21 protein-coding genes are annotated in these 21,263 nt (G+C 65.0%); 12 read left to right on the forward strand and 9 right to left on the reverse strand.

Features of this window, described 5'->3' with window-relative positions; genetic code table 11:
* Nucleotides 1-2: 2 nt before the first annotated feature.
* The 6 genes from PVW46_RS08945 to PVW46_RS08970 are packed head-to-tail and all read left to right on the forward strand — an operon-like array spanning nt 3 to nt 4,712.
* Nucleotides 3-1,721: a sensor histidine kinase gene (locus tag PVW46_RS08945; protein WP_274575679.1), complete on the forward strand. Its 1,719-nt coding sequence runs from the start codon at nt 3-5 to the stop codon at nt 1,719-1,721.
* A gap of 9 nt (nt 1,722-1,730) precedes the next feature.
* Nucleotides 1,731-2,147 carry an HPr kinase/phosphorylase gene (locus PVW46_RS08950; protein WP_069210311.1) on the forward strand — a complete coding sequence of 139 codons (417 nt, stop codon included), beginning with the start codon at nt 1,731-1,733 and terminating at the stop codon, nt 2,145-2,147.
* A gap of 2 nt (nt 2,148-2,149) precedes the next feature.
* Nucleotides 2,150-3,079 (forward strand): RNase adapter RapZ, encoded by a 930-nt coding sequence (gene rapZ / locus PVW46_RS08955; RefSeq protein WP_043137502.1) that lies wholly within the window; start codon nt 2,150-2,152, stop codon nt 3,077-3,079.
* Nucleotides 3,076-3,474, forward strand: a complete 399-nt coding sequence (locus PVW46_RS08960; protein WP_043137500.1) for a PTS sugar transporter subunit IIA — start codon at nt 3,076-3,078, stop codon at nt 3,472-3,474. Before rapZ ends, PVW46_RS08960 begins: the two co-directional genes overlap by 4 nt.
* A gap of 34 nt (nt 3,475-3,508) precedes the next feature.
* A complete protein-coding gene (locus PVW46_RS08965) occupies nt 3,509-3,787 on the forward strand; it encodes an HPr family phosphocarrier protein (RefSeq protein ID WP_043137498.1) in 279 nt (92 codons plus the stop codon).
* 46 nt (nt 3,788-3,833) lie between these two features.
* On the forward strand, nt 3,834-4,712 hold the full coding sequence (locus PVW46_RS08970; RefSeq protein WP_043137495.1) for a lysophospholipid acyltransferase family protein: 879 nt from the start codon (nt 3,834-3,836) through the stop codon (nt 4,710-4,712).
* A gap of 64 nt (nt 4,713-4,776) precedes the next feature.
* On the opposite strand, the gene PVW46_RS08975 is transcribed toward PVW46_RS08970, so the two are convergent.
* Nucleotides 4,777-5,652 carry a 3-hydroxybutyryl-CoA dehydrogenase gene (locus tag PVW46_RS08975; protein WP_069210312.1) on the reverse strand — a complete coding sequence of 292 codons (876 nt, stop codon included), beginning with the start codon at nt 5,650-5,652 and terminating at the stop codon, nt 4,777-4,779.
* 145 nt (nt 5,653-5,797) lie between these two features.
* Here PVW46_RS08975 and PVW46_RS08980 point away from each other — a divergent pair, with 145 nt between their 5' ends.
* The gene (locus PVW46_RS08980) at nt 5,798-6,628 is read left to right on the forward strand and encodes a DUF6473 family protein (protein ID WP_069210313.1); all 831 of its coding nucleotides are present in this window, start codon (nt 5,798-5,800) and stop codon (nt 6,626-6,628) included.
* 71 nt (nt 6,629-6,699) lie between these two features.
* On the opposite strand, the gene PVW46_RS08985 is transcribed toward PVW46_RS08980, so the two are convergent.
* The 7 genes from PVW46_RS08985 to PVW46_RS09015 form a co-directional block, all read right to left on the reverse strand.
* A complete protein-coding gene (locus tag PVW46_RS08985) occupies nt 6,700-7,626 on the reverse strand; it encodes an electron transfer flavoprotein subunit alpha/FixB family protein (protein ID WP_043137489.1) in 927 nt (308 codons plus the stop codon).
* The gene (locus PVW46_RS08990) at nt 7,626-8,384 is read right to left on the reverse strand and encodes an electron transfer flavoprotein subunit beta/FixA family protein (RefSeq protein WP_043137487.1); all 759 of its coding nucleotides are present in this window, start codon (nt 8,382-8,384) and stop codon (nt 7,626-7,628) included. The genes PVW46_RS08985 and PVW46_RS08990 overlap by 1 nt, the downstream gene beginning before the upstream one ends.
* 400 nt (nt 8,385-8,784) lie before the next feature.
* Nucleotides 8,785-9,900, reverse strand: a complete 1,116-nt coding sequence (locus PVW46_RS08995) for a M48 family metallopeptidase (RefSeq protein WP_069210314.1) — start codon at nt 9,898-9,900, stop codon at nt 8,785-8,787.
* Nucleotides 9,900-11,099, reverse strand: a complete 1,200-nt coding sequence (locus tag PVW46_RS09000; protein ID WP_274575682.1) for a YjgN family protein — start codon at nt 11,097-11,099, stop codon at nt 9,900-9,902. Before PVW46_RS09000 ends, PVW46_RS08995 begins: the two co-directional genes overlap by 1 nt.
* A 149-nt stretch (nt 11,100-11,248) precedes the next feature.
* Nucleotides 11,249-12,376, reverse strand: coding sequence for a M48 family metallopeptidase (locus tag PVW46_RS09005; RefSeq protein ID WP_069210316.1), 1,128 nt, complete (start codon nt 12,374-12,376; stop codon nt 11,249-11,251).
* Nucleotides 12,373-13,548, reverse strand: coding sequence for a DUF898 family protein (locus PVW46_RS09010; RefSeq protein WP_069210325.1), 1,176 nt, complete (start codon nt 13,546-13,548; stop codon nt 12,373-12,375). Before PVW46_RS09010 ends, PVW46_RS09005 begins: the two co-directional genes overlap by 4 nt.
* 321 nt (nt 13,549-13,869) lie before the next feature.
* Nucleotides 13,870-16,266, reverse strand: a complete 2,397-nt coding sequence (locus PVW46_RS09015) for a DNA topoisomerase IV subunit A (RefSeq protein WP_172431352.1) — start codon at nt 16,264-16,266, stop codon at nt 13,870-13,872.
* A 180-nt stretch (nt 16,267-16,446) separates the two neighbouring features.
* Here PVW46_RS09015 and PVW46_RS09020 point away from each other — a divergent pair, with 180 nt between their 5' ends.
* The 4 genes from PVW46_RS09020 to PVW46_RS09035 all read left to right on the forward strand — a co-directional run bounded on the left by PVW46_RS09020 (nt 16,447) and on the right by PVW46_RS09035 (nt 18,932).
* Nucleotides 16,447-17,202 carry an SH3 domain-containing protein gene (locus PVW46_RS09020; protein WP_069210318.1) on the forward strand — a complete coding sequence of 252 codons (756 nt, stop codon included), beginning with the start codon at nt 16,447-16,449 and terminating at the stop codon, nt 17,200-17,202.
* A gap of 58 nt (nt 17,203-17,260) precedes the next feature.
* Nucleotides 17,261-18,091 carry an SDR family NAD(P)-dependent oxidoreductase gene (locus tag PVW46_RS09025; RefSeq protein WP_069210319.1) on the forward strand — a complete coding sequence of 277 codons (831 nt, stop codon included), beginning with the start codon at nt 17,261-17,263 and terminating at the stop codon, nt 18,089-18,091.
* 63 nt (nt 18,092-18,154) lie between these two features.
* Nucleotides 18,155-18,355, forward strand: coding sequence for a twin transmembrane helix small protein (locus PVW46_RS09030; RefSeq protein ID WP_043137474.1), 201 nt, complete (start codon nt 18,155-18,157; stop codon nt 18,353-18,355).
* Nucleotide 18,356: 1 nt separating this feature from the next.
* The gene (locus PVW46_RS09035) at nt 18,357-18,932 is read left to right on the forward strand and encodes a cob(I)yrinic acid a,c-diamide adenosyltransferase (protein WP_069210320.1); all 576 of its coding nucleotides are present in this window, start codon (nt 18,357-18,359) and stop codon (nt 18,930-18,932) included.
* A 114-nt stretch (nt 18,933-19,046) separates the two neighbouring features.
* Here PVW46_RS09035 and PVW46_RS09040 read toward each other — a convergent pair whose 3' ends face one another.
* Entirely contained in the window at nt 19,047-20,417 is a 1,371-nt protein-coding gene (locus tag PVW46_RS09040; protein WP_069210321.1) for a cytochrome P450, read from the reverse strand.
* A gap of 119 nt (nt 20,418-20,536) precedes the next feature.
* Here PVW46_RS09040 and PVW46_RS09045 point away from each other — a divergent pair, with 119 nt between their 5' ends.
* Nucleotides 20,537-21,100 (forward strand): hypothetical protein, encoded by a 564-nt coding sequence (locus PVW46_RS09045; RefSeq protein WP_069210322.1) that lies wholly within the window; start codon nt 20,537-20,539, stop codon nt 21,098-21,100.
* Nucleotides 21,101-21,263 lie beyond the last annotated feature (163 nt).

The raw sequence follows: 21,263 nt of genomic DNA on the forward strand, positions 1-21,263 counted from the left end.
GGATGGCCCTGGCCGAACAGCTCCCGATGCAGGACGATCGTCAAGGCGGACGGCGTGATGCGGACGTCGTGCTGGGCGACGACTGGGTCGCGCCCGACAGCACGGTTGAAAAGGAACTGCGCGACAGCCGCGCGCGGCGCGGGCTGTTCACGCTCAACCGTTCGCCGCTGACGCGCAAGATCTTCACCTTCAACTTGATCGCGCTCAACGTGCTGGTCGCGGGGATTCTCTGGCTGAACTCATCGCGCGACACGATGGCGGTGCAGCGCGTCAACGCGCTGCAGGCCGAGGTCGAACTCGTTGCCGACGTGTTCGAGGCACAGTTGCCGCGCGGTGCGCCGGTCAGCCTGGGCACCGGCGACGGTATCGACGTCGCCCGCACGGTCGAGGGCATCGACCTGCGCGATGGCGTGCGCCTGATGGTCTTTGACAGCGCCAGTTTCCTGGTCGGTGAGACGCGCGGCCGCGTGCCGCCGATCATCCCCCCGGTCGAAGAGGACAAGCCTACGCTGATCTCGGACTTCCTGAACACGATCTGGGACGGCGTCGCGGGCCTGTTCAGCTATTTCGAGACCGAACCCGATCTCGACCTTGAAGATCGCCTGCGGCGTGCCATCGAATCCGGCGATCCGGCCCTGACCCGTGTCGAATCCGGCGGTGGCGACGGGGCCACCGTCTTCTTTGCACTGACCCCGATCCGGCAGGGCGACGCGCTGGTCGGGACGATTGCGCTGGTCTCCCCGGCGACAGAGATCGACGCCGCCGTCAGCGCCGAACGTGAGCGCGTGCTGCAGATGTTCGTGATCGCCACGCTGGTTTCCATCGGTCTCAGCCTCGTGCTGGCCTCGACCATTTCCAACCCGATTTCGGACCTCGCCGACGCGGCAGAGATCGGGCGCGACCGCAACCGCAGGGCGCGCACGCCGGGCCGCATCCGCATCCCCGACCTGACCGCCCGTCCCGACGAGATCGGGCGCCTGTCAGGCGCGCTGCGCGGCATGGTCGGTGCGCTCTACGATCGGATCGACCAGAACGAACAATTCGCCGCCGACGTGGCACATGAGATCAAGAACCCGCTGGCCTCGTTGCGCTCTGCCGTGGGCAGCCTGCGCATGGTCAAGAAGGAGGACCATCGGGCCAAGCTCCTGGACGTGATCGAACATGACGTGCGCCGGCTGGACCGCCTGGTCAGCGACATTTCCAACGCTTCGCGACTGGACAGCGAGCTGGTCAAGGAAGAGGAGCAGGAGTTCAACCTGCTGGAAATGCTTGGCAACCTGACCGAGTTCCTGGGTGAGGACGCGCGCAAGAAGGGCATCGAATTCATCACCGACCTGCCGAAAAAGCCGGTCACGATCACCGGGTTGGAACCACGCCTGGCGCAGGTCTTCGTCAACCTCATAACCAATGCGATTTCCTTTTGCGAGGATGGCGATGCGATCCGTGTCTGGGCGCGACGCCGCGACAACCGCGTGCTGGTCGTGGTCGAGGATACCGGCCCGGGCATCCCAGAGGAATCGCTGCAGAAGATCTTCAAGCGCTTCTACACCTCGCGCCCGCAACAGGATTTCGGCAACAACTCGGGCCTTGGCCTTGCCATCTCCAAGCAGATCATCGAGGCGCATGGCGGCGTCATCTGGGCCGAGAACATCCGCCCGACCGAGGCCGATGTGACCTCGGAGCCGCTGGGCGCACGCTTCGTCGTCGGCCTGCCGGTCTGATTCCGCCCCATGCGGGAGGTTCTGCATGCCACCTCGGTTGCCGTGGCGGGCCGGGGCCTGATGATCCGAGGTGCCTCCGGCAGCGGCAAATCGGGCCTTGCGCTGGAACTGATGGCGCGGGGCGCGCAGCTGATTGCCGATGATCGCACGATCGTCACACGGGAGGGCGCACTGCTGAACCTGAGCGTGCCCGCCGCGATAGAGGGCATAATCGAGGCGCGCGCCATCGGTCTTTTGCACGCACCACATGTGACCGGCATCCCGCTGGTCTCCGTGTTGGACATGGATGTGGCCGAAAGGCATCGCTTGCCGCCTAACCGGTCCACCCGGCTGCTGGGGGTGGATGTGCCATTGCTTCACAATTCCGCGTCTGAATATTTCCCCGCAGGACTCGTTCACTATCTCAAGTCGGGACGGCGAGAGTAGAAATGGACCAAAAGGAAACAGGCAGCGCGCGCATCGTCTTTGTCACCGGCCCTTCGGGCGCCGGGCGGTCAAGCGCGATCAATGTGCTCGAGGATCTGGGCTTCGAGAGCATCGACAACATCCCGCTGAGCCTGGTGCCGCGCCTCGTCGACCGCGACACGCCCCCGGCCCGGCCCCTTGCGCTGGGCATCGACGTGCGCAACCGTGATTTCAGCGCCGAGGGGCTGTTGCAGCTCTACGAGATCCTGACCGACCAGATGCCCGCGCCTGTCGACCTGCTTTATGTCGATTGCACCGACGAGGTGCTGGTGCGGCGTTACTCGGAAACCCGCCGCCGCCACCCGATGGCTCCGGACGAGATGCCGGTGGACGGGGTGGTGCGCGAAAAGGCCCTGCTGACCGACGTGCGGTCGCGGGCGGATATCCTGATCGACACATCGGAACTGTCGGTGCACGATCTGCGGGCCGAACTGGAAGGCTGGTTCGGCGAGGTGACGGGGCAGGGCACCGCCGTCTCCGTCCAGAGCTTTTCCTACAAGCGCGGGCTGCCCCAGGGGCTGGATGTCGTGTTCGACTGCCGCTTTCTGCGCAATCCCCATTGGGAACCGGATTTGCGCGCTTTTACCGGGCTGGACCCCGAGGTAGCGGCCTTTGTTGCCGATGATCCCCGCTACGAGGATTTCCTGGATCGGCTGACCGGCCTGATCCTGTTGATGTTGCCGGCGGTGGTGGCCGAGGGCAAGGCGCATTTCGCCATCGGCTTCGGCTGTACCGGCGGGCAGCACCGGTCGGTTGCCGTCACGGAAAACGTCGCGGCCGCTCTTGCGCAGGAAGGCTGGCGGGTGTCAATTAGGCACCGCGAACTGGAACGGCGCGGCGGAACGCCCGTTTCCGAACGCGTCGTCGGCATGGTTGGAAAGGTGTCCGGGTGATCGGTATCGTGATCGTCGCGCATGGCGGACTGGCCCGCGAGTATCTCGCGGCGGTCGAGCATGTGGTCGGGCCGCAGCCCGGGATGCAGGCGATTTCCATCGAGGCAGATGCCAACCGCGCCGACAAGCAGGCCGAGATCTGTGCCGCGGCCGATGCCGTCGACAGCGGCGGCGGTGTCGTCATCGTCACCGACATGTTCGGCGGCTCTCCTTCGAATCTGTCGCTGAATGCCTGCCGTCCTGACAATCGCCGCATTCTGTATGGCGCGAATCTGCCGATGCTGATCAAGCTGACCAAAAGCCGTCACCTGACCGTGCCAGAAGCGGTGCGCCAGGCCCTGGAGGCCGGGCGGAAGTATATTGACAGCCAGAACATTCCGGCCGATCCAACTTGAACGTCTTGATCTGCCACGAGAAAGCCGGGTTCCCATGACCAACTCCATTCACCGCGCGCTGAAGATCGTCAACGAGAAGGGGTTGCATGCCCGCGCCTCTGCCAAACTGGTCGAGGTGGTCGAGGGATTCGACGCAATGGCCGAGGTCAGCCGCGACGGGATGTCCGCCAGCGGAGACAGTATCATGGGGCTTTTGATGTTGGCAGCCGCGAAAGGAAGCACTATTGAAGTCCAAACCTCGGGGCCGGACGCCGAGGCGCTGGCCGATGCGGTCGAGGCCTTGGTGGCCGACCGCTTTGGGGAAGACTGTTAGCGCCGGTGCCAGGCGCTGACGTGCAATACGGGACTGTAGCAGGCGCATGGTCGAAAGCACCCAATCGACATCCCTGAGGGGGCGGAGCGTGTCCAGGAATCCTGCACCCTATGACAAGCGACAGGTCAGTTACGCCAACACGTTCAGCAATCCGTGGAAGGCAAACACGATCCGGACGCTGGAATGGCTGACCGGCAAGATCCCCCTGCTGCGCATGGTGCGGCGGTTTGAACGCATGGGCCCGGTCGAAGGTCAGGCATTCTGGAGCCAGGCGCTGGGCATCATGGGCATCGACCTGATGACCCCTGCCGAACAGATCGCCCGCATCCCCAAGGACGGCCCCGTGATCATCGTGGCCAACCATCCTCACGGGCTGGTCGACGGGATGGTTCTGGCGGAACTCATTGGCCGCGTGCGCACCGACTACAAGATCCTGACCCGGTCCCTGCTGACCGGCGTCAAGGAGGTCGAGCCCTTCATGATCCCGGTGCCCTTCCCGCATGAGGAAGATGCGCGCGAGCAGAGCCTGGAAATGCGGGCGCGGGCCATGGATCACCTGAAGTCCGGCGGCGTGATCGTCCTGTTTCCCTCCGGCGTTGTGGCCTCGTCCGAAACCTGGTTCGGGACGGCGCAAGAGGCGGGCTGGAACCCCTTTACCGCCAAGATGGTCCAGCGATCCGGCGCGACCGTGGTTCCGATCTTCTTTCCGGGACAGAACAGTCGCGCCTACCAGATCGCCAACAAGCTGTCCGCCACGATCCGCCAGGGGCTCTTGATCCACGAGGTCGTGCACGCCTGCAAGCGACCGCAGAAGCCGGTTGTCGGAGAGCCGATCACCCCGGAGCAGGTCAAGGCCTTTTCGGGCGGCCAACGAGAATTCGTGGCCTGGCTGCGCGAACAGACGCTGGGCCTGCGCGAGGGCTGACGCCCCGAACCGGATTGGCCGCGGCCCCGACGGGCCCGCGCCTATGCGCAAGGGGCGGTCTGGCTCAGCGCGTCGGGACCGGCTCATCCCCCCGGTAATCGTAGAAACCGCGTCCGGTCTTGCGGCCCAGCCAGCCGGCCTCGACGTATTTGGTCAGCAGCGGGCAGGGGCGGTACTTGGTATCCGCCAGGCCGTCGTGCAGCACGTTCATGATCGCAAGGCAGGTGTCCAATCCAATGAAATCGGCCAGTTCCAGCGGCCCCATCGGGTGGTTGGCGCCCAGCTTCATCGCCATGTCGATCGAGCGCACGTTGCCCACACCCTCGTACAGCGTGTAGCAGGCCTCATTGATCATCGGGATCAGGATGCGGTTGACGATGAAGGCGGGGAAATCCTCGGCGCTGGCGGCGGTCTTGTCGAGTTTCTCGACCACCGCAAGGCAGCTTTCATAGGTTTCATGGTCGGTGGCGATGCCCCGGATCAGCTCAACCAGCTTCATCACCGGCACCGGGTTCATGAAATGGAACCCCAGGAACTTCTCGGGCCGGTCGGTCCGGCTGGCCAGTCGCGTGATCGAGATCGACGAGGTGTTCGAGGTCAGGATCGTCTCGGGCTTGAGGTGGGGCAGCAGGGCGGCAAAGATCTTGTCCTTCACCTCTTCGCGCTCGGTCGCGGCCTCTATCACCAGGTCGGTCTGGGCGATCTCGGGCAGGTGCAGCGTGGTGCGGATCCGCGCCATCGTCCGGTCGCGTTCCTCGGAGGAGATCTTGTCGCGGGTGACTTGGCGGTCCAGGTTCTTTCCGATGGTGGCGACGGCCTTGTCCAGCGCTTCCTGGCTGATGTCGTTGAGACGCACCTCGTAGCCTGCCAGTGCCATGACATGGGCAATCCCGTTGCCCATCTGCCCCGCGCCAACGACCCCGATAGACTTGATTTCCATGTCCCGATCCCCTTTTGCCGCGGCCACCATGACCCGGCTTTGGCGGGGCTGCAAGAGTGTCGGATTCGTCTCGCATTGTCGCATTAGCAAAATGGCAAGGGCTTTGCCCGATTCTCTCCTGTGGGTGAAAAATGAGGTGGGTAAAATGTCTGCACATGGCGGGGGCCATGCGACCCTGGAATACTATCCGTGCCGGTACGGCACATCACGCGTCCTGTTCCGCGGGCCGCGCCGACAGCTCGACGGTTTGTACTTTGCCTTTCTTGGGGGGACGGAAACCTACGGGCGGTTCATCGAACAGCCCTTTCCGGCGCTGCTGGAACAGCGGGTCAGGCTGGCCTGTGCGAACTTCGGCGTGGTCAATGCCGGGGTGGACCTGTACCTGAACGATCCCGGCGTGCTGGACCTGGCCGCCGGGGCGGCGGTCAAGGTTGTGCAGGTGATGGGGGCACAGAACCTGTCGAACCGATTCTACACCGTGCATCCGCGCCGCAACGATCGGTTCCTGCGTGCCTCGGAAAAGCTGCAGGGGCTCTATCCTGAAATCGATTTTACCGAGTTTCACTTTGTCCGGCACATGCTTGGGCGGTTGTCCGATGTCTCCAGCGACCGGTTCGCGGAGGTTCAGGACGAGCTTCGGATGGCCTGGACCTCGCGCATGAAACAACTGCTTGCGCACCTGCGCGGGGATACAGTGCTGCTGTGGTTCGCGGATCATCCGGTGCCGTCTGAACTGCCCTGGCGGCTGGATGGCGACCCGCTGTTCGTGAACCGCGAAATGATCGAGACGCTGCGCCCCAGGGTCAACGAGGTTGTCGAGGTCGTGGCCTCTGGCGCGGCCCTGACCGAGGGCACGCGTGGCATGGTCTTCGGGGATTTCGAGGCCTGCGCTGCGGCCGAGCTGATGGGTCCGCGTGCCCACCACGAGGCGGGAGAGGCGCTGGCCCCGGTCTTGGGCGCAATGGTACGGCGCTGACATGAAAAAGGCCCGCCACGGGGCGGGCCTTCAGAAGTGTAGGATGGGTGCTCTGCGCACCCATCGCTCCTTCAGAGCTTCTCGGTCAGGGCCGGGACGGCCTCGAACAGGTCGGCGACAAGGCCGTAGTCCGCGACCTGGAAGATCGGGGCCTCTTCGTCCTTGTTGATCGCGACGATGACCTTCGAGTCCTTCATGCCGGCCAGGTGCTGGATCGCACCCGAGATGCCGACGGCAACATACAGGTCCGGAGCGACGACCTTGCCGGTCTGGCCAACCTGCCAGTCGTTCGGGGCAAAGCCCGAGTCGACGGCGGCACGGGATGCGCCCACGGCGGCCCCAAGCTTGTCGGCCAGCTTTTCGATGATGGCAAAGTCTTCCTGGCTGCCGACGCCACGGCCGCCGGAAACCACGACACCGGCCGAGGTCAGCTCGGGGCGGTCGCTCTCGGCCACCTTGTCCTCGACCCATTCGGACAGGCCGGGGTTGTCACCCGCGGCGATTGCCTCGACAGCCGCCGAACCGCCGGTGGCAGCCGCGTCGAAGGTCGATGTCCGGAAGGTGATGACCTTGGTCGCGTCCTTGGACTTCACCGTCTGCATCGCGTTGCCCGCGTAGATCGGACGCACGAAAGTGTCCGCATCCACGACCTCGGTCACGTCGGTCAGCACCATGACGTCCAGCAGCGCGGCCACGCGCGGCAGGATGTTCTTGGCATCGGTGGTGGCGGGCGCGACAACGTGGCTGTAGTCGCTGGCCAGCCCGGCGATCAGCGCGGCAACCGGCTCTGCCAGGCGGTGACCATAGAGGGCATCTTCGGCGACCAGCACCTTGGACACGCCCTCGATGGTGGCTGCCTCGTCGGCGGCGGCCTTGGCAGAGGCGCCGGCGGCCAGGACGGTCACGTCACCCAGCGCCTTTGCGGCACTGACGGCCTTGGCGGTGGCGTCCATCGCCAGCGCGCCGTCGTTGATCTCGGCAATCAGCAGAACGGCCATCACACGATCCCCTTTTCTTTCAGCTTGGCGACAAGCGTATCGACATCGGGCACGATCTCGCCGGCCGCGCGGGCCGCCGGTTCGCCTGTCGAGACGATCTCGAGGCGCGGGCTGACGTCGACGCCGTAGTCCTCGGCGGTTTTCTCATCCAGCGGCTTCTTCTTCGCCTTCATGATGTTCGGCAGCGAGGCGTAGCGCGGCTCGTTCAGGCGCAGGTCAGTCGAGATGATGGTCGGCATCTTGACCTTGACGGTCTGCAGGCCGCCGTCGACCTCGCGGGTGACGACGGCGTTGTCGCCCTCGACGTCAACCTTGTTGGCGTACATCGCCTGGCTCCAGCCCAGCAGGGCCGACAGCATCTGGCCGGTGGCGCCCAGGTCGTTGTCGATGGCCTGCTTGCCGCAGAGCACGAGACCCGGCTCTTCTTCCTTGACGATGGCGGCCAGGATCTTGGCCACAGCCAGCGGCTCGATGTCGGTGTGGACGTCATCGGCGGCTACGACCAGGATGGCGCGGTCCGCACCCATTGCCAGCGCGGTGCGCAGGGTTTCCTGGCTCTGCTTGACACCGATCGAAACGGCGATGACCTCATCGACCTTGCCGGCTTCCTTCAGCCGGATCGCCTCTTCCACGGCGATCTCGTCGAAGGGGTTCATCGACATCTTCACGTTCGCCAGATCGACACCCGATCCGTCCGCTTTCACGCGGACCTTCACGTTGTAGTCGATCACGCGCTTGACGGGCACAAGGACCTTCATCTGCGTGTCTCTCCTCAGGTCTACCATTGCCGCGGGCGGGCCCGCGAGACTTCCTCGCCGCGTGGTGTAGCCTGCCGGGACACAGGGAAACAGCGAAAAATCGTCGCGTTACCGTTTATACGCGTCGCCATGACGGGACGTTTTCCGGTATACCATCGAATCCATTGACATCCGGGCGCTTCCCGAGGTGCCGTTACGACAACTTTGACCGGATCGCGATCGGGGTGCGGAGAAGATTCGCCCCTTTGGAGGTTGGTTTTTGGATTTCAGGTTCCGAAAATTCGAATCAGTGTTTCAATTTTTGGCACTGGGATTGCAAAATCGTTAGCGTGGTCCCCGATGGTCTCGCAAATCGGTGCTCGTGTATCGAAGACCGCGTCGTCGCACCCCGTTCCACGCCCTAGCGGCAGATGTTTTGCAGTGCGCGCCACTCGGCATCGCTGAGGATCGGGCGGGTGCCGCTCTGTTCCCGTGCGAAATCGCGGGCCTGGTCGGCTCGTTCCGCCGTGATCGGGTGGGTCGACAGGTAGGCGGGGATTTCAATGCCCTGCAGGTCGTCCAGCTCGTCGAAGAAGCGGGCAAAACCGTCGGCGCTCACGTCCGCCTGTTGCAGCATGTCCAGCGCAAAGAGGTCGGCGGCGGCCTCGGCCTCGCGGGTATAGGCGGCGGTCATCAGCTTTTCACCGACCAGCGCGATGGCCGCCCCGCCGGAGAAATCGCCGATGATCATGGTCAGCAGGCCGGCGGACCCGGCGGTGCGCAGCGCGTGCCGGGTGGCATCGCGCGATTCGACGTGTCCGATCTCATGCGCCAGCACGCCGGCGACCTCCTCCGGGCTTTCAGCCGCCTCCAGCAGCCCGCGCAGGACGACCACCTGTCCGCCGGGAGCAGCGAAGGCGTTGACCATGCCGTGGTCAAAGACCTGGCTGCTGATCTGGTACTGCATCTCGCGGGTTTCGGTCAGCCGCGTCACCATCTTGTCCAGCGCGGCAACGCCCGCCGGGTCCGTACAGCGCAGCGATCCGCTGCCGCTGCCCAGGACCCGTTCCATCTGGCGGACCACGACCTTGCCAAAGGCGATCTCGCGTTCGATCGGGATGATCTGGGCCAGCGTATTCGCCATCGCGGGCAGGATCACGAAGAGCATCAGCCCGGCGGCCGCCACCGCCCCGCCGGTGTAGATGCCGATCTTGCGCCAGGTGCCCTTGTGCATGTCGGCGCGGAACAGGCCGGGACGGGTGCGGTGCATCCAGGCGATCAGCTCGGGGTCCAGCAGGACCAGCCGGGCGGGATCGCGTGGCGCCTCGTCGTCGGTCTCCGCGTGGCGCGTCAGGGTCAGCCGGTCGGTGTGGCCGGTATCGCTGAGCGCGCGCAGGTCCATCAGGGTCCAGCGCAGCGGTTCGGGCAGGGTGTCGCCGGTGATGATCATGGCCTGCCGGTCGTCGGAAAGGGCGACATGAACATCGTGCCGCCCTGCCGTGAGGCCATCGAAGAACTGCGCCTCGGTCTTTTGCATCAGATCGCGCCACCCACGTCGAGCGCATCGGCAAAGCCTTCGGCGTCGACACCGGTTTCTGCCTCGCGCTGGGCGATGCGGTTGAGCGCGCCGGCGTTGCGGATCTTGAGCGTTTCGACATAGTGGCCCAGGATCGGCTGGGTGATCAGGATCATGCTGAGCGCCTGCACCACGACCAGCGCCACGATATAGCCGATCGCCATGACCACGCCGAACATGGCAATGGCCACGCCGGAGCCGTCCTGCATCAGCGGGATGAACCCGGTCGCCAGGGCGCCGACGATCCCGAAGGCCACCGAGGCCAGGAGGCTGAGCAGCAGGCCGCCGAGGATGTAGGTCTTGATGACAAATCCGGTGCGCGGCTGGGCGTCAAAGCGGATCTCGTCCCCCAGGACCTTGTTGCGGCTGAGGTAGCCAAAGTTCTGAACGCTGTAGTGGACCGAGCCGAAGAAGAACCAGATGTAACCGACAAAGATGCCGATCCCGCCGAGAACGGCCAGTCCGACGGTCTCGCTGGCGGCGGCGCCGGCCATAGCGATGGCGCTGACGACGACAATGCCGATGGCGATCAGGATATGCGTCATGGCTTTGTAAAGGTCGCTCCACTTGCCTTCCTGGGTAAACCGTGCGCTGCCGTAATAGCTGCGGTCGGCCATGTATTTTTCCAGCTTGAAGGTCTGCAGCGGCAGCAGGATGCCCAGCGTGATCGCGGCCAGCAGGCCATAGCCGATGGCACGCAGGACGTAGCCCCAGGCGCCTTTTTCCATGCCGAAACGGATGCCGCGCCAGCGGGTGCGGGCCATCTTGTAGCGGCGTGCGCGGTACATCGCATACAGGATGAAGGGCAGCACCGCGAAGAAGGTGATGTAGATCGCCGCAACCTGCGCGATGGCCTCTTGCGTCGTTGCGGTTTCCGGGTCGACCATGATGTTGAGCCCGGCATAGAAAAGAACCATCTGGATGATGCCGACGTAGATCGCCAGAAAGACGATGGCGACGAGGAAGCCGAGGAATTTCTCGATGCCGGTGCCGGTGTATTCGAAGGTGTCGCCACCGGCGTCGACCGAGGACCAGATATACTTGCGGATGCGGGTCTTTTGCCAGAACCGGTAGATGCCAAGCGTCACGATGGTCAGAAGGCCGGTTTTCAGGGCGAGGCCGAACAACGGGCCTTTTTCGCCGGTATAGCGGATGTCCATTAAATCTTGATCGGTATGCATTTTACCTGTCTTTCTTTGGCGGAAACGGGCGCAGGAGCGGGTGCGCGGAACATGGCCCTAGGATGCTGCCACTGCAAAGTCGCGTAAAGTCGGGAATGCCTGCCCTTTGGGGCTGTTGCTGATTGGCGTCAGAACGCGGCGTCGACGTCGCATATCCCCTGCAGTGCCCGCCATTCCACCGGCTCCAGCAAGGGGCTGGGCCGGAATCCATCGGGAACCGCGTTGCGTGCGGCGGCGATGCGGTCGCCCAGCCGGGGGTGGGACAGGAAATGTCCGATAAACCCCTCGGCATCGCCTCCCGCCAGGGTGCGGAAGCGTTCGAACATCACTGCCAGCGCGGCCGGAGACAGATCGGCGCGCAACATCAGGTCATGCGCAAAGGCGTCTGCCTCGGCTTCGGCCCCCTGGCTGTATTGCGCCTCGATCAGCTGTTCGGTGATCAAGAGCACGATGGCCCCGCCCGCGAAATCGCCGAAGATCAACCCCAGAACCCCGATGGATCCGGCAGACCGCAGCGCGTGCCGCGTGGGATCGCGGCTGATGACGTGACCGATCTCATGCGCCATGACGGCGGCGATCTCGTCGGGAGAGCCGGCCTCGTCGATGAGTCCGCGGAAAAAGACCAGATGCCCGCCGGGCAGGGCAAAGGCGTTGACCATGTCATGATTCAGCACATGCACCGTCAGCTCGGGCGCAGGGTCCATCTGTGCGGTCAGCCGTGTTTCGATCCGGCGCAGGGCCTGTTCTCCCTCGGGGGCGGTGCAAAAGGCGATAGGCTGCAAGCCGCTGTCGTCCAGCGCCTCGCGGATCTGGCGCAACGTGACTTCGCCCAGGGCCTTTTCGCCTTCAGGCGGGAGGTATTCCGCCAGTTGGTCGGCCATCAATGGCACAAGAACGAAGAGGATCAGCGCGACAGAGGCCAGCGCCCCCAGCGCCCAGGCCGCCAGGCGCCCGCGCCGCGCAATTGGGGCAGACCGGTCCTTGTCCGGCAGGCGGGCCAGCAGTGTCTTGTCCGTCAGGATCAACCGGGCGGCGGGATCGTCGCGGTGGCGCAGGATCACAAGGTCCTTGCCCGCCACGTCGTGAACCTGCCGGATTTTGTCCAGTGGCCAGTCCACGCCCTCGCCCAGCAGGACGCCGCGTTGTTCGTTGATCGACAGGTCGATGGGGCGGGCCTCGGCGTTCTGGCCATCGTAGAACAGGCCCTCGCCGCGAAAGACCGGGGGATGCGCGCCCACCTTGAGAACCGTGCTCATAGCGAGGCCCCCACGTCCAGCGCCTCGGCAAAGCCCTCGGCCTCGATATGTTCGTCGCGCGGGCGCTGGCGGATGGCGGGCAAGGCCTCGGCCCCTTCGACGGTCAGGCCGCGCGCGTAAAGCCGCGTGATCGGCAGCGTCACCCAGGCTTGCGTCAGCGCGGACCACAGCAGGAAAACGGCGAAATAGCTCATCACGGTCAGGCCCACCAGCGCCCAGCGGTCGGCGCCCGCCAGCATTTGCGACATCTCGTCCATGCCGATCTCTGTCAGGGTCTCTGCCGATTGTAGGCGAAAGAAGAGCACCAGCAGAAAGCCCGTCGGGATCGCCGCCACCAGCAGCGACAGCGTATAGCCCGACATCAGTATCCAGAAGACCCGCAGGGGGTTGATCTTCAGGTGCAGGCGGATCGTCCCCAGGCGCTTTTCGCCGGTCAGCCGCTTGCGCGTTTCCACCCGGTAATAGACCGCACCGAAGACCAGCAGCAGACCGGACAGGCAAAAGCCGAAGATGGCCAGCGGCACCAGCCCCGCGCCGAGGATCGGCAGGCAGACAAGGGCCACGCCCAGGGCCACAAGGTGCCACTTGATCGTCCAGAACAGCATGGTCCACGAGCCGCCCTGTTCCATGCGGTGATCGCCGAACCAGGTGCGGTCGGTGCGGTATTTTTCCAGCTTGAAGGTCATACGCGGCCAGAGCAGGCCCAAGGTGATCAGCGTCAGAAACCAGTGCCAGAGCGCGCGCAAGGCATAGCCCCAGGCGCCGGGCGCCAGCCCGAACCGCAGCCCCATCCAGCGCGTGCGCGCCAGCACGTAGCGCCGCGCGCGGTAACGGGCATAGAACCAGATCGGCACGACGCCGACGAAACTCAGCGCGTAGGCCGCGACATTGCCCTGGAACAGCGAGAAACTGGCGAACATCAACAGCAGGTTCACGACGCCGATGTAGAAGGCCAGGATGACGACGGCGATCAGGAAACCCAGCAGTTTCTCGTAAGGGTCGCCGACATATTCCAGCGGGTGCCCGCCCGGCCGGATCGCCGACCAGTACCAGCGCCGGACGCGGGTCTTCTGCCAGAAACGATACAGCCCGAGGGTGAGGACCGTCAGAACCCCGGTGACGAAGGTCAGCTTGAAGATCGGCCAGCGGCGACCGGTGAACAGGGTCGACAGCCGCGTGCCGCGCTGTTCCTGTGCCGTGATCTCGGCCTGGGCCAGGGCGCCAGGCGATGTGTCCATAGCGTCCAAAGCGGTGCCCGGCCTGTCATCTTTCCCGGGGGAAAGAGTGGCGGTTTCGACGCCGGGGCGCAACCGTGGCTTTTGTCGGGGTCGAAGAGGCCCCGGATCAGGTCCGGGGCTGGGTCACGGTGCGGTGCGCGGTTGCCCCCGGAAAATCCCGTCCCGGGCTTGACCCGGGACCTCGTGGCGACCTGAAGGAGGCCTGGGGGATGTTTAACCTATTGTTAACGCACAATGTTTCGCGCGCGAAACAGGTCAGGTGAACTTGTTGTCCCGCGGGAAGCCGCGCGGTGCCATGCGGCCTGTTCCGGCGCGTTTGCCGGTCCATTCCTCCAGCGCCGTTTCGGTTCGGGTCCGCCCCGCCGGATCTTGCCAGCTCAGCCCCTCGGCCAGGGTAAAGGTCCGCGCGTCGGACAACCCGCCGTCCTTGTACTTTTGCAGGCGCACGCCCTTGCCGCGGCCCATCTCTGGCAATTCGTCCAGCGCAAAGACCAGCACCTTGCGGTTCTCGCCCACCACGGCGACGTGATCGCCGTCGACCGTCTTGCAGACCAGGGCCCGCGATGGCGCGCGCACGTTCAGCACCTGCTTGCCGCTGCGCGTCTGGGCAATCACCTCGTCCTCGGGGACGATGAACCCGTCACCGGCAGAGGAGGCCACCAACAGCTTGCGCCCCGGCTTGTGGATGAAGATGTCGATGATCTCGGCCTCGTTGGGCAGGTCGACCATCAGGCGCAGCGGTTCTCCCATGCCGCGCCCACCGGGCAGGCTGGCCGCCGACACGGTGTAGAACCGCCCCGTCGAGGCAAAGACCAGCAGGCGATCGGTGGTTTCCGCGTGGAAGATGAAGCGTGGGCCGTCGCCGTCCTTGAACTTCAACTCGCGGTCCAGCGCGATATGGCCGGTCATGGCGCGAATCCAGCCCATCTGCGAACAGACAACGGTGATCGGCTCGCGCTCGATCATCGCCTCCAGCGGGACCTCCTCGGCCTCGGCCGCCTCGGCCAGAGAGGTCAGGCGCGCACCGCGATCCAGCCCCTTGCCGAATTTCTTCTTCACCTCTTTCAGCTCTTCGCCGATGCGGGACCACTGCAGATCCTCGCTGTCCAGTAGGTCCTCCAGCCCCGCGCGCTCTTCCATCAGGGCGTCGCGTTCCTTGACCAGCTCCAGCTCTTCGAGGCGGCGCAAGCTGCGCAGACGCATGTTGAGGATCGCCTCGGCCTGCACGTCCGACAGCCCCTCGGACCGGCCGACGAAACGTGCGGGCACCTTGGCGTCGGTGCCGTCATCGGCCAGCACGCCACGCGCGATGGCCTCGGGGTCTTCGCGCAGTTCCAGCGATTTGACGTCGATGCCCGCCAGCGGCGAAACATAGTCGCGCTCATCCGTAGCGCGCACGACCGTGTCCTGGTGCGGCTTCGACCAGTCCTCGTACATCAGGGCGGCCTTGGGGTCATCGTCGTAGCGGATGATGTCGATCACCCGGTCGAGGTTCAGGAAGGCGACGATCAGCCCCTCCAGCACCTCCAGCCGGTTGTCGATCTTGGCCATCCGGTGTTTTGCCCGCCGGATCAGAACCTCGCGCCGGAAGTCGAGGAAGGCGCGCAGCACTTCCTTGAGCGAGCAGACCTTGGGCGTCACCCCGTCGATCAGCACGTTCATGTTCAGCGAAAAGCGGATTTCCAGGTCCGAGTTCCGGAACAGCATGTTCATCAGGACATCCGGGTCCACGTTCTTGGACTTCGGTTCCAGGATCATGCGGATGTCCTCGGCGGACTCATCCCGCACATCGGCGAGGATCGGCACCTTCTTGGTCTGGATCAGTTCCGCGATGCGTTCGACCAGCTTGGACTTCTGCACCTGGTAGGGGATTTCCGTCACCACGACCTGCCATGTGCCGCGGCCCAGGTCCTCGGTGTGCCAGCGGGCGCGCAGCCGGATGCTGCCGCGGCCGGTGCGATAGGCGGTGGCGATGTTTTCCGGCGGTTCCACGATGACGCCGCCGGTGGGGAAGTCCGGGCCGGGGACGTATTGCAGCAGCGTGTCGTCCACCGCGTTCGGAGACTTGATCAGGTGCAGGCAGGCATTGATCAGTTCGACGATGTTGTGCGGCGGAATGTTGGTCGCCATGCCAACGGCGATCCCGGAAGAGCCATTGGCCAGCAGGTTCGGATAGGAGGCCGGCAGAACCGAGGGTTCCATCAGGCGGCCATCGTAGTTGGGCCGGAAGTCGACGGAGTTTTCGTCCAGCCCTTCGAGCAGCGCCTCTGACATGATCGTCATGCGCGCCTCGGTGTAGCGTGAGGCGGCGGGGTTGTCGCCGTCGATGTTGCCAAAGTTGCCCTGGCCGTCGACCAGCGGGTAGCGGATCGTGAAGTCCTGCGCGAGGCGGGCCATCGCGTCATAGATCGCCGCGTCGCCGTGGGGGTGAAAATCCCCCATCGTGTCGCCGCTGATCTTGGCGGATTTCAGAAACCCGCCCGAGGAACTCAACCGCAGCCTGCGCATTGCATATAGGATACGCCGGTGCACCGGCTTCAGCCCGTCACGCGCATCGGGCAGGGCCCTGTGCATGATCGTGCTGAGCGCATAGGTCAGGTAACGGTCGCCGATGGCGCGCCGCAATGGCTCTGCTTGATCGCGTTCGGGCATGTTGGGGATATCGGCGTCCTCGTCCATAGATGTGGTGATACCTGCGCCACATCGCAGCGGCAAGCCGCCGGATGGGAAAAAACAGCGCCCAAGACCCTACGAGAGGCCTGCAAAATCGGCTATCAACGGGCGACGCCGCCCCGGGGTGGTGGGGGCGGTGACTGAACGGAGACCTGGGGAATGATTGTCCGCGGCACGATGCTGATGACCTTTCTGCTGTTGGGCGTGGCCTGGTGGCAGCTTTCGGGGGGCAGCGATTTCGAACCCGGAGAGCATGGCGTGACCATCCTGGCGGAGGTGAAGCCGAGCGCGCCGCAGGTCCGTCTGCCGGGCAGTACCCTGACCGTGCGCCGCCCCGATCCCGCGCCGGAACCCGCCGCCGAGCCGCGGGTCAGCTCGCTTGCGCCGCGTGACCCGTTGCCCTCGAAGACCGTGCGCGTGCCCGATCCCGCACCCGAACCAGAGGTGGTGGCCCCTGCGCCAGAGCCTTCGGTCCCCGATCCCGAGGATGAGATCGCCGCGGCATTGGCCGATGCGATCGTCCAGGACAACACGCCGCCCCCGGCGCCCGATGCGGCGGAACCGGCGGATGAGATCGCGCGCTCGCTGGCGGATGCGCTGGGCCCGGGGGTGATCCCCGAATCCGTGGGGCCGGACGACCCGATCCCGCAGATCGCAGGCTTGGGCGACGGCGCGCCGCTGGGCTCGCCGGTGGTGGCGCCCGACGCGCGGGACCTGCGCATCGTGACCGGAACGCGGGTGAACCTGCGCGGAGGACCCGCGACCAGCTATGATGTCATCACCCAGCTGTTCGAGGGGGATGAGGTCGAGGTGCTGGACGACACCGGCGACGGCTGGGTCAGGCTGCGGGTGCTGACCGGGCTGGACGAGGCGATCGGCTGGATGTCCGACGATTTCCTGCAGGCGGCAGACTAGGGCGCGGTTGCGACTGGACGCGCTTTCAATTGCCCTCTGCCTGTCCTAAATCGCGGCCATGACGACACGCAGCATTCTCATCACTGGCTGTTCCTCGGGTATCGGACACGACGCGGCGCATGGATTGAAGGCGCGCGGCTGGCGCGTATTTGCCGCCTGCCGGCAAGAATCGGATTGCGAAAGACTGCGCGCCGAAGGGTTCGACAGCCCGCGGCTGGACTACAGCGATCCCGCCAGCATCGAGTCCGCGCTGGACGAGGTGCTGACCGCGACGGGGGGCACGCTGGATGCGCTGTTCAACAACGGCGCCTATGCCATGCCGGGCGCCTCCGAGGACCTGCCGGTGCAGGCGCTGCGCGAGATCTTCGAGGCGAACGTCTTTGGCTGGCATGACCTGACGCGGCGGGTGATCCCCGTGATGCGGGCGCAGGGACATGGGCGGATCATCAACCACGGGTCGGTTCTGGGGCTTGTCGTGGCGCCCTGGCGATCGGCCTATAATGCCACCAAGCACGCCACCGAAGCGCTGACCGACACCCTGCGGATCGAGATGCGCGACACGCCGATCCATGTCGTGACGCTGAACACCGGGCCAGTGACCTCCAGGATCCGGGTCAACGCGATCCCGCATTTCGAACGCTGGATCGACTGGAAGGCCAGTCCGCGCAAGGCCCAGTACGAGGCGAAGCTGCTGAAACGGCTCTACGAGGATCGCGGGCCGGATACCTTCGAGCTGCCGCCCTCTGCCGTGACCGCGAAACTGGTTCATGCGCTGGAAAGCCCGCGCCCGCGCCCACGCTACTACATCACCACGGCGACATGGCTGATGGGGGGCTTGCGGCGCCTGCTGACGACCCGGGCGATGGACTGGCTGGTGGCCAAGGGGTGACTCTACGCCCCGTCGCCTTTTCGAACATGTCCGCTATGTGAGGGACAAAGCCCGGGAGTTATCATGGCCAAGGATCCATTGTTCATCGTTGTCGGTGTCGCCGTTCTGGTGGTGCTCGGCATTCTGCTTTTCGGCATCGGGACCTTTGCCAAGGGTGGAGAATTCAACAGGAAACACGCAAACAAGGTGATGCGCTGGCGGATCGCGGCGCAGTTCATCGCAGTGATTCTGATCCTGGCGTTCGTCTGGATCCGGGGGAAATGACATGGTTGTTCTGAGCAAGATCTACACAAAGACCGGCGATGCTGGCGAAACCGCGCTGGGCAATGGCGCGCGCGTGGCCAAGTTTTCCACGCGGGTGACGGCCTATGGCACCGTGGATGAGCTGAACTCGGTCGTCGGGCTGGCACGTCTGCAGGCCGAAGGTGACCTTGAGGGGCAGCTGAGCCGCATCCAGAACGACCTGTTCGACCTGGGCGCCGACCTGTGCACGCCGGACATGGAAAAGGACGCCGAGCGGGACTACCCGCCGCTGCGCATGGATGCCAGCCAGGTGACACGGCTGGAGTCCGAGATCGACGTGATGAACGGACGGCTCGAGCCGCTGCGCAGTTTCATCCTGCCCGGAGGAACGGCCTTGGCGGCACATCTCCATCATTGCCGGACGGTGGCGCGCCGGGCCGAGCGTTTCGTGGTGGAACTGGCAACGATGGAGACGGTGAACCCGGAAGCGGTGAAATACCTCAACCGCCTGTCTGACTGGTTCTTTGTCGCAGCACGGATCGCCAATGACGACGGTCGCGCGGATGTCTTGTGGGTTCCGGGCGCGAACCGGTCGTAAGACCGGCGAGCCTTCCAGTGGAAGGCTCGGTGCCCGGAAAGGCGGAGCCCCGGCCCGAAGGGTGCGCGGACCGGTCTTGAGATCCTTGTCCTTGGTGGTCTTGGTGGAGTGCGTCTAGCGAACCCGCTCCGCCTCCAGCCAGACACCGCCTTCGGGCCGCAGGGTCAGGATCATCACCGGTTTCGGATCGCGCCCTTTCACGGCCGTGAACCGGAAATTGGCCAGCAGCGTCGACAGGATGATCACGGCCTCCTGCAGGGCGAAACTTGCCCCGATGCAGATGCGCGGGCCGTCTCCGAAGGGCAGGTAGGCGTAGCGGTCCGGCCTCTCCCCGGCCCAGCGGTCGGGACGAAAGGCCTGCGGGTCCTCCCACAGCGCTTCGTGCCGATGTAGCGCGTAGATTGGCAGCATCACCGTGTCGCCCGGCAGGATGCCTGTGCCGCAGAGCCTGTCCCCTGCCAGTGCCGTGCGCGAAACCAGTCCGCCGGGCGGGTACAGCCGCAGCGCCTCGTCCACCACTTGTCGGATAAAGACCAGCTGCGGGACATCTTCGCCCCGTGCCAGGCCATCCGAGAGCACGGATTGCGCCTCGGCCCGGGCGCGGTCCTGCGCCTTTTGGTCGAAGGCCATGAGGTAAAGCGCCCAGGACAGGGCAAGCGCCGTCGTCTCGTGCCCGGCCACGATGAAGGTCAGAAGGTTGTCCCGCAGTTCCGGCAGGCTCATCCTTCGCCCGCTCTCCGGGTCCTCGCCGGCCAGCAGCAGGTCCAGCAGGTCGGGCACATCGTCGGGGCCTTCGTCGATGCGGCGCTGGATGGCGCGATCGGCGACCTGGCGCATCTCGGGGACACCACCGGCCCGCAGGCGACCCGGGCGCGGCACCCAGTCGGGAAAGCCCAGAACGTCGAAGAGCGAGACCTTGCCAGCTTCCGAGATATAGGCGTCGATGGCCCGGTGGACGGTATTGCGCTGGAACCCCTCGCCTGACGAAAACGTGACATCCGAGATCACGTCGAAAGTGGTTGTGACCATCTCCTGCATCATCTCGACGGCGCGGGGCCCGGCCCCGGCGATCCGCGCGACGGAGCGTTCCGCCGCACGGGTCATCACCGGGGCAAGGTTGAGCACGTTGCGATGCGAAAAGGCGGGTGCCGCCGTGCGCCGCTGCCAGCGCCAGTGCGCGCCCTCGGCGATGAACAGCGATTCGCCAACGGCCGGGCGCAGAAGGTTCTTTGTCACCAGGGACTTGGGATAGTTGTCGAGGTTCTCCAGCAGTACACGCCGGATCGCCTCGGGGTCCATCACCATGTGCCATCGTTTGCCCGTGCGGCCCGACACGATGGGGCGGCGCAGCGCCACCTCGGGTATGATCGACAGCACGTTGTCGCGCGTGGCCTGCAGGCTGTCCCACAGGCCCAGGGGGCGGGTGACAAGCGGCACACGGACGGGCAGGCGGGCCGAATCCGGTGTGGGGGACGTTCGGGTCATCTGTGGCTCCACGGTCGCTGTTGCAAAGATAGGGGCCGCACGGGGGTCGACAAAACCCCCGCCCGATTGCACGCAGACGGGTGGCGCATTATCGCAGGCGCCGACAAGGAGGGATGTCTATGATCCGGATCGCTGCCGTATTGCTGCTGGCCCTTGGGCTGGCCGCCTGCACGGATGCCACGCAGGACCTCGCCGGGCCGACAGAGCCTTTGGGGGATTTCTCGCTGGGGTATGTCGCCGTCGTGACCGAAAAGCCGGAGCCGGCCAAGCTTTTGGTGTCGCGCGACGCGACCGCCGAGGAATGGATCGAAACCGTGGATGGCGCGATGCAACAGCGTTTCACCCGGTTCGAGGGCGAGCGGCTCTATCACCTGGGAATCAAGGTGATCGCCTATTCGCTGCCGCCGCCAGTGGTGCCGGGCAAATCGGCCCTGCATGTTGCCGTGACGGTCTTCGACGATGGCAACTGCATCAAGATGAACAACAAGGCACATGACATCATGGTCATCCAGGTTTTCGAATCGCGCCTGCAGCTGACCCGCGAAGAGCAGATGCAGAAGCTGGCCGAAGCTGCCGCGCTGGACATGGAGAAATGGCTGCGCGAGATGCAGGAAAGCGACGACTGGTTCACCGAGGACTATACGCCGCCCTCCAATGCAAAGCGCGTGCAGGGCGCCTGCTGAGACAGGTTCCGGCCCAGGCCCGACACGGGCCGGGGCCGACTAGGTGCTTGATTTTCGCTGCCCGACTCAATAAACGGCGCGCGATGAAACTCGGGGCGCGTCGGCGGCCCCCTCTAACGTGAGGCGTCTGAGAGATGGCAAAGGAAAAGTTTGAACGCGGCAA

The sequence above is a fragment of the Mameliella sp. AT18 genome, from assembly GCF_028807275.1.
Lineage (GTDB): Bacteria > Pseudomonadota > Alphaproteobacteria > Rhodobacterales > Rhodobacteraceae > Antarctobacter > Antarctobacter albus.